The sequence below is a fragment of the Bordetella sp. H567 genome (assembly GCF_001704295.1).
Taxonomy (GTDB): Bacteria; Pseudomonadota; Gammaproteobacteria; order Burkholderiales; family Burkholderiaceae_B; genus Bordetella_C.
On sequence record NZ_CP012334.1, the window covers coordinates 4,455,415 to 4,473,081 of the forward strand.

At 67.6% G+C, this 17,667-nt stretch carries 15 protein-coding genes; 10 read left to right on the plus strand and 5 right to left on the minus strand.

Annotation, left to right across the window (positions count from 1 at the left end; translation table 11 throughout):
- Positions 1-21 precede the first annotated feature (21 nt).
- Genes AKI39_RS20020 through AKI39_RS20035 form a run of 4 tightly spaced genes read left to right on the plus strand, consistent with a single transcriptional unit; the run spans position 22 to position 5,717 of the window.
- The gene (locus AKI39_RS20020; protein WP_083228946.1) at positions 22-3,141 is read left to right on the plus strand and encodes a response regulator; all 3,120 of its coding nucleotides are present in this window, start codon (positions 22-24) and stop codon (positions 3,139-3,141) included.
- Complete coding sequence (locus AKI39_RS20025; RefSeq protein ID WP_066640065.1) at positions 3,117-3,971, plus strand: CheR family methyltransferase; 855 nt, start codon at positions 3,117-3,119, stop codon at positions 3,969-3,971. Before AKI39_RS20020 ends, AKI39_RS20025 begins: the two co-directional genes overlap by 25 nt.
- The gene (locus AKI39_RS20030) at positions 3,968-4,603 is read left to right on the plus strand and encodes a chemotaxis protein CheB (RefSeq protein WP_066640068.1); all 636 of its coding nucleotides are present in this window, start codon (positions 3,968-3,970) and stop codon (positions 4,601-4,603) included. Before AKI39_RS20025 ends, AKI39_RS20030 begins: the two co-directional genes overlap by 4 nt.
- The gene (locus tag AKI39_RS20035; RefSeq protein ID WP_066640070.1) at positions 4,596-5,717 is read left to right on the plus strand and encodes a hybrid sensor histidine kinase/response regulator; all 1,122 of its coding nucleotides are present in this window, start codon (positions 4,596-4,598) and stop codon (positions 5,715-5,717) included. The genes AKI39_RS20030 and AKI39_RS20035 overlap by 8 nt, the downstream gene beginning before the upstream one ends.
- Here the strand turns inward: AKI39_RS20035 and AKI39_RS20040 are convergent.
- Genes AKI39_RS20040 through AKI39_RS20050 form a run of 3 tightly spaced genes read right to left on the minus strand, consistent with a single transcriptional unit; the run spans position 5,671 to position 8,475 of the window.
- Positions 5,671-6,648, minus strand: coding sequence for a sterol desaturase family protein (locus tag AKI39_RS20040; RefSeq protein WP_066640073.1), 978 nt, complete (start codon positions 6,646-6,648; stop codon positions 5,671-5,673). The two genes, AKI39_RS20035 and AKI39_RS20040, sit on opposite strands and share 47 nt — an antisense overlap.
- 14 nt (positions 6,649-6,662) lie before the next feature.
- Complete coding sequence (locus AKI39_RS20045) at positions 6,663-7,469, minus strand: polysaccharide deacetylase family protein (RefSeq protein ID WP_066640075.1); 807 nt, start codon at positions 7,467-7,469, stop codon at positions 6,663-6,665.
- Positions 7,453-8,475 carry a YVTN family beta-propeller repeat protein gene (locus tag AKI39_RS20050; protein ID WP_235610685.1) on the minus strand — a complete coding sequence of 341 codons (1,023 nt, stop codon included), beginning with the start codon at positions 8,473-8,475 and terminating at the stop codon, positions 7,453-7,455. The genes AKI39_RS20045 and AKI39_RS20050 overlap by 17 nt, the downstream gene beginning before the upstream one ends.
- 274 nt (positions 8,476-8,749) lie before the next feature.
- On the opposite strand from AKI39_RS20050, the gene AKI39_RS20055 reads away from it, so the two are divergent.
- Positions 8,750-9,934, plus strand: coding sequence for a methyltransferase (locus AKI39_RS20055; RefSeq protein WP_066640076.1), 1,185 nt, complete (start codon positions 8,750-8,752; stop codon positions 9,932-9,934).
- Between the two features lie 23 nt (positions 9,935-9,957).
- Here AKI39_RS20055 and AKI39_RS20060 read toward each other — a convergent pair whose 3' ends face one another.
- Positions 9,958-10,644 carry a PepSY-associated TM helix domain-containing protein gene (locus AKI39_RS20060; protein ID WP_066640079.1) on the minus strand — a complete coding sequence of 229 codons (687 nt, stop codon included), beginning with the start codon at positions 10,642-10,644 and terminating at the stop codon, positions 9,958-9,960.
- Positions 10,645-10,922: 278 nt separating this feature from the next.
- On the opposite strand from AKI39_RS20060, the gene AKI39_RS20065 reads away from it, so the two are divergent.
- Positions 10,923-11,720, plus strand: coding sequence for a 2-keto-4-pentenoate hydratase (locus AKI39_RS20065; RefSeq protein WP_083228947.1), 798 nt, complete (start codon positions 10,923-10,925; stop codon positions 11,718-11,720).
- A 4-nt stretch (positions 11,721-11,724) separates the two neighbouring features.
- Here the strand turns inward: AKI39_RS20065 and AKI39_RS20070 are convergent, their stop codons facing one another.
- Positions 11,725-12,537, minus strand: a complete 813-nt coding sequence (locus AKI39_RS20070; protein ID WP_066640081.1) for an IclR family transcriptional regulator — start codon at positions 12,535-12,537, stop codon at positions 11,725-11,727.
- 180 nt (positions 12,538-12,717) lie between these two features.
- Here AKI39_RS20070 and AKI39_RS20075 point away from each other — a divergent pair, with 180 nt between their 5' ends.
- From AKI39_RS20075 to AKI39_RS20090, 4 genes are all read left to right on the plus strand, one after another.
- Complete coding sequence (locus AKI39_RS20075) at positions 12,718-13,707, plus strand: tripartite tricarboxylate transporter substrate binding protein (RefSeq protein ID WP_066640086.1); 990 nt, start codon at positions 12,718-12,720, stop codon at positions 13,705-13,707.
- Positions 13,708-13,763: 56 nt separating this feature from the next.
- Positions 13,764-14,555 carry an enoyl-CoA hydratase/isomerase family protein gene (locus tag AKI39_RS20080; protein ID WP_066640087.1) on the plus strand — a complete coding sequence of 264 codons (792 nt, stop codon included), beginning with the start codon at positions 13,764-13,766 and terminating at the stop codon, positions 14,553-14,555.
- A gap of 3 nt (positions 14,556-14,558) precedes the next feature.
- The gene (locus AKI39_RS20085) at positions 14,559-16,691 is read left to right on the plus strand and encodes an acetate--CoA ligase family protein (RefSeq protein ID WP_066640088.1); all 2,133 of its coding nucleotides are present in this window, start codon (positions 14,559-14,561) and stop codon (positions 16,689-16,691) included.
- 188 nt (positions 16,692-16,879) lie between these two features.
- Positions 16,880-17,590 (plus strand): ROK family protein, encoded by a 711-nt coding sequence (locus AKI39_RS20090; RefSeq protein WP_066640090.1) that lies wholly within the window; start codon positions 16,880-16,882, stop codon positions 17,588-17,590.
- The last annotated feature ends 77 nt before the right edge of the window (positions 17,591-17,667 follow it).

The following is a 17,667-nucleotide window of genomic DNA, read 5'->3' on the forward strand; positions in this document are numbered from 1 at the left end:
AAATTTTTCTTATCCTCGACCATGCAACTCACCCATAAAAACGACGATATGCCGATTCACCTGGGCATTGCCGTTTTGAGCGTGCTCATATTCGCGATCGACATCGTGACCCCGATCGGGGTGGCCATATGGGTGTTCTACACGCTTCCCGTGGTACTGAGCGTGTTCCAGCGCCACAAGTACGTGCCGCTGCTCATCGCCATGCTGGAACTGGTCTTCATCGTGGCCGGTACCTTCCTGCCCTGGGGCGGCGATATCCCGCTGCAGAACCTCATGAACCGCATATTCGGCGTGGTGACGCTGATCGCCACGGCGCTGCTGGGCGTACAGGTGATCGCGGCGCGCCTGAATGCGCAGCGCCTGATGTGGCTGCAACAGGGCGAAAGCGCCCTGGCGCAGGACCTGCTGGGCGAACAGAGCGTGCAGGACATCGGGCAGAACGCCATGCGGGCGCTGGCCAGGATAATGGACGCCCAGGTCGGCGCCCTGTACCGGCTGCAGCGCGGCTCGCTTTCGTGGGTGGGCGGATATGCCCGCGACCGCGCGGATGGCCCGGCCGCCACGCCGGGGCGCGGCATGACGCTCGAAGCCGCGGCGCAGGGCACGCCCATGGTGGTGCGGAACCTGCCCGGCGACTATGCCCGTGTCAACTCCGCGCTCGGCGATGCGCCGCCCCGCGCGCTGCTCATTGCCCCCGTCACCGCGGACGGCCGGGTGCAGGGCGTGGTGGAACTGGGCTTTCTGCGCGACGGGGATTTCGACCGTGAACTGGAACTGCTGCAAGCGGCCGGGGAAGTCATCGGGGTCGCCCTGCGCTCGGCGCTGTATCGCGAGCACCTGAAGGAATTGCTGGAAGAAACGCAGCGCCAGAGCGAGGAGCTGCAGACGCAGCAGGAAGAACTGCGCGTCTCCAATGAAGAACTGGAGGAGCAGGGCCGGGCCCTGCGCGAATCGCAAAGCCGCCTGGAGCAGCAGCAGACCGACCTTTTGCAAAGCAATGCGCGGCTGGAGGAACATACGCACCGGCTGGAACGGCAAAAGCGCGAACTGCAGCAGGCGCGCGAGACGCTGGAAACGAACGCCCGCGAGCTATCCCGCGCCAGCCGGTACAAGTCGGAGTTCCTGGCGAATATGTCCCACGAGCTGCGCACGCCGCTGAACAGCTCGCTGATCCTGTCCCAGATGCTGGCCGATCCCAAGTCCGCCACCCTGGCGCCGGAGGAAATCCAGCGCTACGCGAGAACCATCCACGCATCGAATGCGGATCTGCTGACGCTGATCAACGACATCCTGGACCTGTCCAAGATCGAAGCCGGCCATGTGGACATGGCGCCGGAGACCGTGTCGGCCGCCGGCGTGCTGGAACCCATACGGCAGATGTTCGAGCCCATCGTGGCCGGCAAACAGCTGGCGTTCCGCATCGAAATCCATGACAACGCCCCCAGCACCTATGTCACCGACGCCGCGAAACTCCAGCAGGTGCTGAAGAACCTGCTGGCGAACGCGTTCAAGTTCACGGAACAGGGCGAGGTGGTGCTGTCGGTCCAGGGTGCCGGCGACGGACGCGTGGCCTTTGCCGTGCGCGACACGGGTATCGGCATCCCGCCGCACCAGCAGGCGGTCATCTTCGAAGCCTTCCGCCAGGCCGACGGCACGACCAGCCGCAAGTACGGCGGCACCGGCCTGGGCCTGTCGATCTCGCGCGAACTGACGCGCCTGCTGGGCGGTGAGCTGCACGTGAGCAGCTCGGTCGGCCAGGGCAGTACCTTTACGGCGGAGATCGCGGCGGACCTGCGCCAGTCGCTGGCCACGGCGCCGGCATCCGGCGCCACCGCCGTCGAGGCCGCGCCCACCGGCGAGAAGACCGGCGGCGAGGTGCCGGCCGCCGCCGACGATCCGCCCGCGGCGGCGCCCGTGCACATCGGCGTAGCCACGCCGGCGCGCGGCGACATCCACGAGCGGCGCCACGAGCGGCTGGTCATGGTCATCGAGGACGACGCGCGCTTCGCCGACATCCTGTACGAACTGGCGCACGAGCTGGGATTCGACTGCGTCCTGGTGTCGCAGGGCGCGGAAGCCATGCGGCTGGCGCGCGAACTGCGCCCCAGCGGAATCCTGCTGGACGTCGGCCTGCCCGACCAGTCCGGCCTGAGCGTCCTGGACCAGCTCAAGCACGATCCGGCCACCCGCCACATTCCCATCCATGTGGTGTCGGTGGACGACCACATGCAAACCGCGCTCGAACTGGGCGCGGTCGGCTACGCCCTGAAACCCGTCGCCCGTGAGGAGCTGGTGGAAGCCTTCAAGCGGGTGGAGGAAAGACTGCAAAGGCGCGCCAGCCGACTGCTGGTGGTGGAGGACGATCCGGATCTGCGCGCCAGCATATCGCTGCTGCTGCGGGCCGACGACATCGAGATCACCACTGCGGGCACCGTCGCCGAGGCCCTGGAGCATTTATCCGCGCGCACCTACGACTGCATGGTCATGGACCTGATGCTGCCGGACGCGTCCGGGTATGAGTTGCTGGAGCAGATGGGCGCCGGCCGCAAGTACGCCTTCCCGCCGGTCATCGTCTATACCGGCCGGGCGCTGACGCGCGACGAGGAGCAGCGCCTGCGCCGCTACTCCCGCTCCATCATCATCAAGGGCGCGAAATCGCCGGAGCGGCTGGTGGACGAAGTGACGCTGTTCCTGCACCGGGTGGAAGCCACGCTGCCGCCGGACCAGCAGAAGCTTCTGATGCAGGCGCGCCAGCGCGACATGGTGTTCGAAGGGCGCCGCATCCTGCTGGTGGAAGACGATGTGCGCAATATCTTCGCGCTGTCCAGCGTGCTGGAGCCGCTGGGCGCGCAGCTGCTGGTGGCGCGCAACGGCCGTGAAGCGCTGGATGCGCTGGCCAAGGACGCCCAGGTGGACATCGTCCTGATGGACCTGATGATGCCGGAAATGGACGGGCTGACCGCCACCCGGGAAATCCGCAAGCGCGCCGAACTGCGCGATCTGCCTATCATCGCGCTGACCGCCAAGGCCATGACGGACGACCGCCGCAATTGCCTGGCGGCGGGCGCCAACGACTATATCGCCAAGCCGATCGACGTAGACAAGCTGGTTTCGCTATGCCGAGTCTGGATGCCCAAGTAAGCGGCGCCGCCGCGATGGACGCGCTGTTCGACCTGGAGCTGAAGCTCCTGCTCGAGGCCGTGTATATGCGCTACCAGCATGACTTCCGCGGCTATGCCGTCGCCTCGATGCGGCGGCGCGTCAGGCAGGCCATGGCGCACTTCGGCTGCGAGACCGTCAGCCAGCTGCAGGACAAGGTGCTGCACGAGCCGACCGTCTTCGCGCGGATGCTGCGGTACTTCACGGTGCAGGTCAGCGAAATGTTCCGCGATCCGGATTACTTCCGCGCGGTGCGCGACTACGTGGCCCCCGTGCTCAAGACCTATCCGTCGGTGAAAATCTGGGTCGCCGGCTGCAGCAGCGGCGAGGAAGTCTGGTCGCTGGCCATATTGCTGGACGAGGAAGACCTGCTGTCACGCACGCTGATCTACGCGACCGACATCAACTCCGAAGCCCTGCGCGTGGCCGAGACAGGCATCTATCCGGTGGATCGCATCGCCCAGTTCAGCCGGAACTACCGCGAGAGCGGCGGCACGCGTTCACTGTCGGATTACTACACCGCCAACCTGCATGACGCGCGCTTCGACCGGCGGCTGCGCGAACATATCGTCTTCGCGGATCACAGCCTGGCGACCGACAGCGTGTTTTCGGAAGTGCACTTCGTTTCCTGCCGCAACGTACTTATCTACTTCAACCGCGAGCTGCAGGACCGCGCGGCCCAACTGTTCCACGAGTCCCTGGTACGGCGCGGCTTCCTGGGCCTGGGTACGCGGGAAAGCCTGCGGTTCTCCTCGCAGTCCGGCCGCTTCATGGAAGTGGCGCCGCACCAGCGTATTTACCAGCGCCTATGACGACCCCTGCCCGCCTCCCTTCCAGGTCGATCGAACTCGTCGCCATCGGGGCTTCCTCCGGCGGCCTGGACGCCATCGGCACGCTGCTGCAAGCCCTGCCCCCCGACTTTCCCGCGGCGGTCGCCATCGTGCTGCATCTGCCGCCCGACAGGAACAGCCTGCTGCCCGGACTGTTCGGGGCGCGCTGCGTCCTGCCCGTGAAGGAAGTCGAAGACAAGGAATACATCCGGCCCGGCGTGGTCTATATCGCGGCGCCCGACTATCACATGCTGGTGGAACCCGAGCGCTCCTTCGCCCTGTCCCAGGATGACGCGGTCAATTTCTCCCGTCCATCCATCGACGTGCTGCTGGAGTCCGCGGCCATGGCCTATCGCGAACGGCTGCTGGGCATCGTGCTGACGGGCGCCAGCCAGGACGGGGCGGCCGGATTGCAGCGAGTGCGCGCGCTGGGCGGGCAGGCATGGGTACAGGACCCGGACAGCGCCGACGCGCCGGCGATGCCGGCCAGCGCCATCGCGCAAGCCGGCGCCGACCGCATCATGGATAAATTCACGCTGGCGCGCGCGCTGGCGAACCTGGGCCAGAACGTGGGCAGAGCCCAAGCCAAGAACGGGAAGAAGGACCGTGACTGAAAGCGTCAACATCCTGGTCGTCGACGACATCGAGCAGAATCTGGTGGCGATCGAAGCGCTGCTGGCCCGGCCGGGCATCCAGGTATTGAAAGCCCGTTCGGGCGTGCAAGCCCTGGAACTGCTGCTGGCCCATGAAGTGGCGCTGGCCCTGATCGACGTGCAGATGCCGCAGATGAATGGCTTCGAACTGGCCGAGCTGATGCGCGGCAGCGAGCGCACGCGCACCGTGCCGCTGATATTCCTGACGGCCGGCACCAAGGAACGCGAAGCCCACTTCCGGGGCTACGAGGCAGGCGCCGTGGATTTCCTGTACAAGCCGCTGGATGCCGACGTCCTGATCAGCAAGGTCAATGTCTTCGTGGAGATGCACAACCAGAAGAAGCTGATGGCGCGCCAGCTGGAAGAACTGCGCCAGGCGCTGACGCTGAACGAGATGTTCACCGCCGTGCTGGGACACGACCTCCGCAATCCGCTTTCCGCAGTACTGCATGGCTCCGAACTGCTGCTGCGCGGCTCCACAGACCCCAAGGTGCTGACCAATGCGCAGCGCATCCGCTTCAGCGCCGGGCGCATGGCCCGGATGGTGGAACAGCTGCTCGATGTCGCGCGCATCCGCTCCAACGGGTTGGTTCTACAGCACGTGCGGGCCGACTACGCCGGCGTCTGCCGCGCCATCGTCGACGAGATCGCGGACCCGGCGCAGCGCGAACGCGTGCAGTTGCATGTTGCTGGCGACACGCATGGCGATATCGACGTGGACCGGTTTTCCCAGGTGGTCTCCAACCTGCTGGGCAATGCCCTGCAGCACGGGGACCCGGATCACCCGGTGATGCTGCGCATCGACGGCGGGGCACCGGCGCGCATCCTGGTCCACGTGGCCAACCGGGGCGTGATCCCCCCTTGCCAGTTGCCGGACTTGTTCAACCCCTTCCAGGCCAGCCTGGAAAGCCGGGCGTCGAAAAATGGCCTGGGACTGGGGCTTTATATCGTGAAGAAGTTCATCGACGCGCACGGCGGCACCGTCGCCGTGCGCTCGACCCTCGCCGAGGGCACGGTGTTCGAGATCGTCATGCCGCGCGCGCGCCCCGCCGGCGCAGCCGGAACAGGCGCTTGAATCCCAGCCATTGCTGGGCCATGAAGGTTTCCCCGTAATCGCGGCCGCCGGCGTCGGGCAGTTGGTCGGCGATGCCGGTGGGACCGTAATTGCCGTCGAAGCGCGCGGTACGGAAGAGGATGTCCCAGACCGGGAAGATAACGGCGTAATTGCTGCCCACGACCTTGCCGGTGGCCGTCGTTTCGTAGGCGATGCCATGGTGCTCGCGATGAAAGCGCGGGCTGACGAGCATGCGCTCGCCCAGCTTGCCGAAGTGCAGCCGCAGGTTGGCGTGCGAAAAGCTCTCGACCAATTGCAGGACGGCGACGATGGCAACGAACTGCGCCGGCGCCACGCCGATCAGCTGGGACACGACCACAATGACGATGTCGTGCAGAAGATCGTCCAGCAGATGATTGCGGTTGTCGCTCCACATGGTCATCTGGCGCTGGCTGTGATGGACCGCATGCAGGGCCCACATCCACTCGATGTTGTGCTGGGCGCGGTGATACAGGTATTCGACCAGGTCGAATATGACCAGGTAGATCGCCAGGCTGACCAGCGCATTATCGGTAACGCCGGGCCACAGATTGTCCAGCTGCAGCGTGGGCAGGCCCCAGACGTGCAGGCTGCCGAAGAGCGTGTTCCAGAACGGGTCGATGGCAAAGAACAGCGCCACGCGGACAATGCCCAGGCGGTGTATCACCGTGTAGAAGATGTCCAGGCGCACGGCGCGCCGGTCGGTCACGGGCTCTACCGGACGCCAGCGCTGCAGCGGCCCGATCACGCAAACCAGCACGGCGATCTGCAGCAGGCCGGCGATCAGCCACAGGGTGGCGTCATAGGCGTCTTCGATGACGCCGGACAGGCCCAGCTTGTACAGCACGGGCTGGATGACGGATTCGAACAGGCCCTCCTGGGCCATGCCGATGAGATGATTGAACGTATCCATTGCAAAGAAAGAATTCAGGGGCGATGCGCCGCGATCCAGGCACGGTAGGCCGGATGGCGGTCCATCGTGGCGAAGCAATAACCTTTGGCCTGCAGCCCGGTGATCAAGGGTTCGAGCACGGCGGGCGCCCAAGGTTCCTGGCGCGACCAGATGCCCAGGTGCGCTATCAGGATGTCGCCCGGCTTGATATCGGCCAGCGCCCGCGCCAGCAGCCGCGCGTTGGGGTATTTGTCGCTGGGCAGTTCATCGCCCAGGAAACCCGCCGAGGCCCAGCCGACGTGGCGATAGCCGCAAGACTGCGCCGCCTTGAGCAGTGCCGGCGATGTGCGGCCCCCGGGCGCGCGAAACAAGGGCAGCATGGCCTGGCCGGTCATTTCACGGAAACGGGCAGCGGAGCGCTGCAACTCGTCGCAATACTGCTGCGCGGTCAGGATCTCGCGCTTGCCGGCATGGGGGCCGAAATCCGGCCGCATTTCGAATCTATCGCCCGGCAAGTCCTTCAACCAGTGGACGTGATCGTAGGTATGCGAGCCGAAGACGTCGCCATCGGCGACGCGGGCGCGCCACCAGGGCGCCCAGTGATCGTCCAGCGACGTGCCACCGGTCTGCGTGCGCTCGTTGGCGAGGAAGAAGGTGGCCTTCACGTCATGGCGCTTCAGGACGTCCGCGACGAGCGGGGCCACGCCCATATGGCCGGTATCGAACGTAAGGTAGACGGGCTTGGCGCAAAGCGGCGCCGAGGCAGCCCCGGCGTTTGCCGCGATGGCGCCCGCCAGCAGGCCGCACAGGGCGGCCGTCGCCTTTCTAATGCATCGAGACATGATCGAGCGTCCATACCCCGTGCGGCGACCGGCCCACATTGATCTGCCGCACGACTTCTTTCTTGTCGATGTCGATGAACGTCAGCTTGCGGGCCCAGCGCGAGGTGACCAGCAGGGTCTTGCCGTCCGCCATCAGGTCCATGCAGTCCGGACCGCCGGGGGCCGGGTATTCCGCCACGACCTTCAGGTTCTTGAAGTCGATGCGGCTGATGGTATTGGCGGCACGATTGCTGACGAAAATATGCTGGCCGTCGCCCTGGACGCGGAAGGCGTGGGCGCCGCCATTGGTCTTGATGCGCGTGATCAGCTTCGGCTTGCCGGGACTGGTCAGGTCATAGGCTTCGACGTAGCTGTCGCCGGTCAATGCCACCAGCATGACCTTGTCGCCCGGCACGATATACACGTCGGCCGGGGTCTTGCCGACGGGCAAGGTCCAGCGTACTTGCTGCGTGGCCAGGTCGATGGCGATGACTTCGTCGCTGTCCTGCAGCGAGACATAGGCGGTCGTGCTCTTGCTGTCGATGCCGATGTGGCTGGGCGTCTTGCCCGCCGGCACGCGCTTCATCAGCTTGAGGTCGAAGCCGTTGGCGCTGGGAACGTATTGGTAGATATCAATGTGGTTGAGCCGGTTCGCCGCGGTAACGAACCATTTCATATCCGGCGAAAAACGCAGCTGATAGGGATCGACGATGCCGGTCAGCGTGCGCTGGACCTGTGCGGTGCGCGGATCGAGCAGCGTCAGGGTATCGCCCACCGAATTGGCCACGATGAGGGATTTCTGGTCCGGCGAAAAATACAGGTGGTGCGGTTCCTTGCCCGTGGGGATGCGCCGCACCTCCTTGTAGGTGACAGGGTCGATGACGCTGACATTGGCGTCCAGGGAATTGAGCACGAAGATCGGGTCGTTGTGACCGGTGCGGGGAGCCTGGCCTTGGGCCTGGGCGGGCGCGATGAACGCGAGGCAGGCGGCGAACAGCGCGCCGCAGGCAAACGACAGACGATTCAAAAGGGATCTCGCAATATGGAGTGAAAGCGCCTCGAATTTTGACATACACGCTGCCGGCGCGGAGGAAACATGGCGTCGGATCTATCCGGCCCACGGGCTGTGTATCAACATCGGACAAGCGCGTTGTGCGATCACAACAGGCAGCCCACGGGCCGCTGCTTGGAGCGGCGCGCCGCGTAAAAGTTCGGCGGCCCCAATGCGGTTCCTGCCGCCGCGTAAAATGCCGCATTCCCCGTAGCCCGACGACAAGGCCGGACTCCCCGAGCCGGACGACATGCCCTTGCCAGAACTGCCCTCGCCTGCCCAGTTGTCCTGGACCGAGCACGGCGTCGAACATCGCGCGGACTGGCGCGCCGAAAACGGTGCCCCGCCGCCCCGGCGCGTGGTGCGCGCCGACGACAGCATGAACGCCGATACCGCCTACCGGCTCGCCTGCGAAGGCACGGCCCTGCTATGGCGGGGGGACTTCCAGAATGCCCGTCAACTGCTTCAGGCCATGGCCCGGCGCATCGACCGGCGACCGGCGTCGAAAAAAGCCCCTGCGGGTGGGAAGACCCCACCTGCGTTCCCGGAAGCCTTTCACCTGCACCGCCAGGCGCGGGCGCAGCGGGCACGCACGCTGGGGATGCTGCTCATCCCTGTCGAGCCCGGACATATCGTGCCGCTGCGGCGCGCCCCGGATGTGGCGCTTGCCTGCCAGGACGTCTACGGACCCGCGGGCGAGCCGTACGTGACATCGTTGCGCGAACTGCTGGGCCTGGTCGGCGCGCGGCAATGGCGCGAAAAAGGGGTGGAGATCCCGGCGTTGGGCGATCGCATCATCCCGCACTACGGCGTGTATTCCCCGGTGCGCGGCGAATACCTGGACCTGGTGGCGCAAGCCCCCCTGCCGGGGACGGCGCTGGCTTTCGATATCGGCACCGGGACCGGCGTGATCGCGGCATTGCTGGCGCGGCGCGGGGTACGGCAGGTGGTGGCGACGGACCAGGACGCGCGGGCCCTGGCCTGCGCGCGCGAGAACCTGGCGCGACTGGGCGTGGCCGGCCAGGTGCACCTGGCACGCGTCGATCTTTTCCCGCCCGGACAGGCCCAATTGGTGGTCTGCAATCCGCCCTGGGTGCCGGCACGGGCCACCGCCCCCATCGAACAGGCCGTGTACGACCCCGAGTCCCGCATGCTGCGTGGCTTCCTCGACGGGCTGGCGGAACACCTGGCGCCGGACGGGGAAGGCTGGCTCATATTGTCGGACCTGGCCGAGCGTCTGCAACTGCGCAGCCGCGAGGCATTGCTGGCGTGGATCGACGCCGCTGGCCTGTGCGTGGCCGACAAGATGGATATCCGGCCCAGGCACGGGAAGGCGCAGGACGCGGACGATCCGTTGCACGCCGCAAGGGCCGCGGAAGTGACATCGCTCTGGCGCCTGCGGCACAAAAGCCCCCTGCCCGCTCGCGGCATATAGGCTGTCCGGCGGGAAACCGCTCGCTACAAGGTGTGGGCGCCCAGGACGAGCGTGGCGGCGATGGACACCGCCAGAATCGCGACACCGATCGTGCGGCGGCGATTCAGGCCCGTCCACAACAAGACCCCGGTGATGGACAGCAACACCATGCCGCCGGCAATGGTGTCGGCGATCAGCACCCACGCGGCCGTCACGCCATTGGCGCGGTGCAGGTTTTCCAGGGTGGCCAGCAGGCCCGGCTCCATGCGGCGGACATTGACCTGCGCGGCGCCAGCCCAGTATTCGGCCTGCACGGTCATCGAGGGAGAGCGGAAGTTCAGTTGCCAACGTTCCGGCTGGATGAGGGCCTTGTCGCCCCAGGCAACGGGCTTGGCGGGCTCGCGCTGGATACGCTCGGGCCCTTTCGGCAGCTTGAGCTCGGCCTGCAGCCAGGTGGCCATTTCCTGCGGGGTGGCGGGCGCCGGCGCGGGCAGCGCGAGGTGGAGCGTGGAGACCTGCGGTGCGCCGGTGTCGATTTTCATCACGGCGCGATGATTCTGGAAGAACCCGGTCAGGCCGAACAGCAGCCCCAGCAGCGCGCCCCAAAGGCCGATCCAGCTGTGGGCCTTGCGCAGCCATTTCAGGAAGACGCCGCGGCGGTGGGCGGCGGCGTGGGCGGGGTCGGCGCGGCGCGAGGCCGCGGGGGTGTCTGGCGTCAGGATATGGCTCATTGTCGTGGGCGCGTGCCGCCGGCGGCAGCGCGCGTCATGGGCGGCCAGCCGCGGGGCTGTCGGAAAACGCTAATGATATTGCATCTCACCTTCGTTTAGTTTTCTGACGTTCTTCTCCGCCCTCATGGGGCATCCCGCCGGGTGGAAGGAAATATCGGGACGGGGTCAATAGGGTTCATCAGGAGGAGGAGGAAATATCGGGACAGGATTAAGATGGAAAGTGATCGTCAGCCGATATGGATGCATGACGGCAACCATCACAGTGGGAGGAGTACATCGTGACCGACGTTTTCGACCCGGCCCCCGCGGCCGCATTGTTGTCGCAGGCATGGCGCGAAGGACGCCAGCTGAGCGAGATTCCGGCCGATATACGGCCCCGCACCCTGCAGGACGGCTACGCGCTGCAGGAGGCATTCATCAAAACCTATGCCGCCGCAACCGGCGACCGCGAAGCGGGATGGAAGCTGGGGGTGGGCAGCGTCGCCGCCATGCAGGCGGCCGGGACGGAACGCCCCCTGGTCGGCCGCGTCCTGGCCGGACACCGCTACGACAACGGCGCCACGGTAAGCGTGCTGTGCCAGGCGCCGATCACCGTGGAATTCGAAGTGGCGTTCGTGCTGGGGCGGGATATCGCACCGGGCGCCGCGCCGTCCGACCCGATGCAGGCGGTGGCGTCGACGCATATCGCCTTCGAACTGGTGCTGTCGCGCTTCGTCAACCGCCGCGCGGTGGGCTGGCCCAGCTTCGTGGGCGATAGCGTCGGCTTCGAGGCTTCCATCCTGGGGCCGGAGATCGATGCGGCGGCCATCCATCGCGGCGTGGCGTCGGTTTCGGTACAGGCCAACGGCCAGTCCATGGGCGGCGGGCTCAGCGGCGACGACGGCATCGAGCCGGTGCAGATGCTGCGCCACCTGTTCGACCATGCCTGTTATCACGGCCTGACGCTGCGCAAGGACGACGTCGTGACGACTGGCGCCGTGGCCAAGCCGTTCGATATCGCGCCCGGCGAGACGGCGCTGAGCGCGCAGTTCCTGGGCCGGACGCTGACGGCGCGGGTCGCGCCGGCGCAGGGCTGAGCGGTCAACCCAGCGCGGACACGATGCGCCGCTTCAGGTCCAGCAGGTCGCCAGCCAGGGAACCGGCCACGGTTTCCGGCGGCTCGGCGGTGGCGACGCTGACGTTCAAGGCATAAATGGCGCCGTTGTCCAGGACGAGCGGCGTCGACACCGCCACCACGGCCGGCTGCCAGGCCGCGACGCAGTAGCCACGCGCGCGAACGCTGGCGCGCGCGGCGTCGATCTCGTGCACCAATGCCCCGGCATGGCCGGGGCGGCGGCGCTTCATGGCGGCGATCCACGCATCGCGTGCCGCATCGGGCAACGCGGCCAGGTAGGCGCGGCCCAGCGAGGTCAGTTCGATGGGCACGCGCTGGCCGGCGACCACGCTGCGCAGCGAGACCTTGCGGCTGTAGCGCACCGATTCCAGATAGACCATGTCGTCGCCGTCGGCGACCGCGATGCCCACATTGATGCGGCGCGCCTGCGCCAGTTCACGCATCCACGGCGCGGCGAGCTTCAGGACAGGCGACCCGCTGCGCATCGCATGCGCCAGACTGAGCACCGGCGCGCCCAGCCGATAGGCGCGCAGCGCGGGCTCGTACTGCAGGAAGCCCGTGCGCACCAGCGTCTGCGTCAAGCGGCTGACCGTGGCCCGCGACAAGCCGGTGCGTTCGGCCAATTCGCCGTTGCCCAGGAGTTCCAGCCCGGGCCGGAAGGCGCGCAGCAGCGCGATGCCGCGCTCCAGCGAGCGGTTGGGGGGCGCCGCATTGGGTACCCGCCGCAGGGCGGCGGTGGAAGGACGGGAAGTGGGCGTGTCGACGCGGGAACGCGGCATGGAAGCATCCGGCGCATTTCCATGGAGTGGAAATGCGAGCAAACCGAGCGCGACATTGTCACCTAAACTGGCCGCATCGCAAAGACGATCGCGCCCATCCCCTGCCCCGTCCGGCCGGCTGTCCGCCGCCCTTTCGCGGGTGTATTCCCGCTTCTCGCGGGCGCGTTCCTGGAGACATCGATGACATTTCCCCTGCCCATTTCGCGGCGTGGCGCCGCTGCGCTGGCCGCCTGCCTCGCGCTGCTCGGCCTGGCTGCGCCCGGCGCGCACGCGGCCTTTCCCGAGCGCCCCATCCGCCTCATCGTGCCCTTTCCGCCCGGCGGCGGCACCGATCTGGTCGCCCGCCAGCTGGCCGAGGGCATGACCCAGAACCTGGGCCAGACCGTGGTGGTGGAAAACCGCGGCGGCGGCAGCACGATCATCGGCACGGAAGCCGTGGCCAAGGCGCAGCCCGACGGCTACACGCTGCTGCTGGCCACGTTCGCCCACGCCGTCAACCCGGCGCTGCACAAGAAGCTGCCCTACGCGACCTTCGACGCCTTCGCGCCGGTGGCGCTGATCGGCCGCTCGCCCAACGTACTGGTGGTGTCGCCGAAAGCCCCCTTCAAGACCGTGCAGGAGTTGCTGGCCTATGCCCGCGCGCATCCCGGCAAGCTGACGTTCGGCTCCTACGGCAACGGCACATCCGCGCACCTGGCGGGCGAAATGTTCAAGAGCCTGGCACACGTCAACATGGTGCATGTTCCCTATCGCGGCTCCGGCCCGGCCCTGACGGACCTGATGGGCGGACAGATCGACACGATGTTCTCGACGGTATCCAGCGTGGCCCAGCTGGTGAAGAACGGCCAGCTGCGCGCGCTGGCGGTCACCTCCGCGCAGCGCTCGCCGTCGCACCCGGACTGGCCGACGGTCGCGGAATCCGGGGTGCCGGGCTATGTGGTGGAAAGCTGGTACGGCGTCTATGCGCCGGCCGGGACACCGCCCGACGCCATCACGCGCCTGAACGCGGCGCTGAAGGCCGCCGTACAAGCGCCGGGCTTTCGCCGCAACGTGGAAGAAGAAGGCCTGGCGATCGACGTCGGGGACCCGCAGCAGCTGGACAGCTTCGTGCGCGCCGAAGCGCAACGCTGGGACAAGATCATCAAGGACGCGGGCATCGCCGAGCAATAGGCCCTGCCACCGCCATCAACCCCACCGCGGGCTTCGCGCCCGCCACCAGAGACATCATGCAGAATCCCACCCTACAGATGCAGATCGACGACGGCGTGGCCGTCATCACGCTGAACCGGCCGGAAGTCCGCAACGCAATCGACGATGAAATGCGCCAGGACTTCATCGCCATGCTGGACCAGGTCACCCGCGACAACGCCATCCGCGCCCTGGTGCTGACGGGCGCCGGCAAGGCGTTCTGCGCCGGCGGCGATATCCGTGGCATGCGCGAGCGCATGGCGGCGCCCGCCGGCCAGGTCGCGTTCAATGGCTGGAGCCGCCAGCAGCGCACGCACCACGCCGTGGCCGCGCTGCACAACCTGACCAAGCCGACCATCGCCGCGGTCAACGGCGCGGCGACGGGGCTGGGCTGCGACCTGGCCCTGTGCTGCGATTTCGTGATGGCCGCCGACACGGCGACCTTCGCCATGACCTACATCCTGCGCGGCCTGATTCCCGACGGCGGCGGCATGTACTTCCTGCCGCGCCGTGTGGGCCTGCAGCGCGCCAAGGAACTGATCTACACCGGCCGCACCGTGGCGGCGGAGGAAGCGCACACGCTGGGCATGGCCGATCGCGTGGCGCCGGCCGGCGAATTGCTGCGCCAGGCTTGCGACTGGGCGCGCCAGCTGGGCGCGGGATCCGGCGCGGCACTGGCCTTGAGCAAGACCATCCTGAACCAGACCTTCGAGCTGACCGCGGAACAGGTTTTCCAGATGGGCAGCCAGGCACAGGCAATCTGCTACACCACCGAGCAGCACCAGGCATCCGTACAGGCCTTCCTGGATAAATCCGCGAAGAAGAGCTAAGCCATGACTGCCATCGATACCCTCCTCCACCCCCGCAGCATCGCCGTGGTGGGCGCGTCGGCCGACGCGACCAAGACCGCCGGGCGCCCCGTGGCCTATCTGCAGAAGCATGGCTACGGCGGCACGATCTACCCGGTCAACCCGCGCGCGGACCAGGTCGGCGGCCTGGCCTGCTATCCCGACATCGACAGCCTGCCCGGCGTGCCCGACGTGGGCCTGGTGCTGGTGGCGCCGGACCGCGCCATCGAGGCGGTGGCGGCCCTGTCCCGGCGCGGCACGCCGGCCGCGATCGTGCTGGCCAGCGGCTTTGGCGAAACCGGCGAAACCGGCGCGCGGCGCCAGCAGGCGCTGAAGGAAGCGGCCGGCGGCATGCGGCTGCTGGGCCCCAACACCATCGGTCTGGTCAACCTGACCGACCGCATCATGCTGTGCGCCAGCGGCGCGCTGGAGATGGAATCGCTGCAGGGCGGCGGCATCGCCGTGGTGTCGCAAAGCGGCGGAATCCTCGGTTCGCTGCTGTCGCGCGCGGCCGCGGCCGGCCTGGGTTTCTCCAAACTCGTATCCACCGGCAACGAAGTGGACCTGGAAGCGGCGGACTTCGTCGACCACCTGGCGGACGACCCGGCCACGCAGGTCATCGCGCTGTATATGGAAGGGCTGCGCAATCCGGAAAAATTCCGCCGCGCGGCGCTCAAGGCGGCACGCGCGGGCAAGCCCGTGGTCGTCTACAAAGTGGGGCGCTCCGAATCCGGCGCGCGCTCGGCGGCCTCGCACACCGGCGCGCTGGCGGGCGAGGACCGCGTCTACGACGCGCTGTTCAGCCAGGTGGGCGCGATCCGCGCGCAGACCTTCGCCGATCTGCTCGATATCCCGGCCGCACTGGCCACGGGCCGGCGCCTGCGCGGCCGGCGCGTCGCCATCCTGACCTCCACCGGCGGCGCCGGCACGCTGGTGGCGGACAGCCTGGGCGTGGCCGGCTTCGAAACACCGCCGCCCGGACCGGAAACCGCCGCGCGCCTGCGCGATCTACAGAAGAACGACCAGATCGTGCTGGACCGCAACCCGATCGACGTCACCTTGGCCGGCCTGCAGCCGGAGCTGCTGCGCAACACCATCGCCACATTGCTGGACAGCGCGGATTACGATGCGGTGATCACCGTGGTCGGCTCCTCCGCCCTGGCCCAGCCGACGCTGGCGGCCGGCGCCATCGCCGCGTCGCTGGGCCAGAGCGACAAGCCGGTGCTGGCCTACGTCAGCCCCCACGCTCCCGCGGTGCTCGCCAACGTCAACCGCGCCGGCGCGCCGGCCTTCACGGCGCCGGAGAGTTTCGCGGCCGTGCTTTCCGCCATGCTGGCCCGCACCGCGCGGGAAGGGACTGCGGGCGCGGCCACCGAGACGGCGCTCACCGCGGGTGCCGCCGCCCCGAAATCGGGCGGCGGCACGGCATCCCCGTCCGCCGCCCCTGCCGCGCCCGCCGGCCTGCCCACGGGGTCGTTGAACGAAGCCCAGGCACGCGCCCTGTTTGCCCACTACGGCGTTCCGTCCGTGAGCGAACGGACGGTGACGGACGCGGCACAGGGCCGGCGCGAGGCGCAGGCCTTCGACGCCCCCGTGGTGCTGAAAGTGCTGTCCAGCCGCATCACCCATAAGACCGAGGCGGGCGGCGTCGCCGTGGGCGTGGCGCCGGACACGGTCGGCGACGCGATCGAGGCCATGGCGGCGCGCGTGCGCGAACGCACCGGCATCGAACCCGAAGGCTACCTGCTGCAGGAGATGGCCTCCGGCGTGGAAATGATCGTGGGCGTGCACCGCGATCCGCAACTGGGGCCGACGCTGCTGCTGGGGCTGGGTGGCGTCACGGCCGAGCTGTTCCAGGACACCGCGCTGCGCCTGCTGCCGGTGGACCGCGCCACCGTGCAAGACATGCTGCGGTCCCTGAAGGCGTGGCCGCTGCTGGACGGCTACCGCGGCCGGCCCAAGGCGGACGTCAAGGCGCTGGAGGATGCGGTATTGAACTTCGCCGCGATGGCGGTGCAATTGGGCGAACGCCTGGTCGAGGCGGAAATCAACCCGCTGTTCGTCCAGGAGGAAGGCCGCGGGGTGCGCGCGGCCGACGGCGTGGCAATTTTGAAATAAGCGTCGATACACACGGCCGCATGACACGCTGACGACACATCCGCCGCGGGCCGTCCGGGGTCCGCGCGCCCCTGCCCGCGCCGGGCGCCCCGGCGCGGCCGATACCATCCGTCAAACTCTTGGTGTACCTTACTGCGGTATCGCGCGGATTTTCCGCGCGGCTGCATCGCCCAAGGAGCCCCTGACGCATGAAGCCCGGCATACTGGCCATCGACATCGGCGGCACCGGCCTGAAGGCCGCCGTCATCAACGAAAAAGGCCAGATGCTGGCCGAGCGCGTACGCGTGCCCACCCCGCATCCCTGTCCCCCGAAGATCCTGGTCGAAACCGTCAAGCAGATGGTGGCCGGGCAGCCGGCGTTCGACCGCATCTCCATCGGTTTTCCCGGCGTGGTGCGCCAGGGCAAGGTGCTGACGGCCCCCAATCTGGATACCAGCCTGTGGGCCGGCTTCCCGCTGCGCCAGGCGATTTCGCGCGCCTTCGGCAACAAGCCCGCCCACCTGCTGAACGATGCCGACATGCAAGGCCTGGGACTGGTCAGCGGCCGCGGCCTGGAATTCGTGATGACGCTGGGCACCGGCGTCGGCACCGCGCTGTTCCACGACGGCGAATTAATGCCGCACATGGAGCTGGCGCATCACCCTATCCACAAGAACAAGACTTACGATGAATATCTCGGCGAAGCCGAGCGTAGAACCCTAAGCAAAAAGCAATGGAACCGGCGGGTGCATCGGGCGCTCGAATTGATAGACATCCTGTTCATGCCGGACCGCATCTACATCGGCGGGGGCAATTCCGCCCGCCTGGAGCTGACTTCCGACCGCCATATCCGGATCGGATCCAACGACGCCGGCCTGGAAGGCGGCGCCGCCCTGTGGCGCAAGGCGCGCCCCTCATGAACGGCCCTTGACCCACGGCCGCGGCGCCCCACCACAGGGCCGCCGCGCACGACGCCCCATGGTCCACCGGCGGCCAT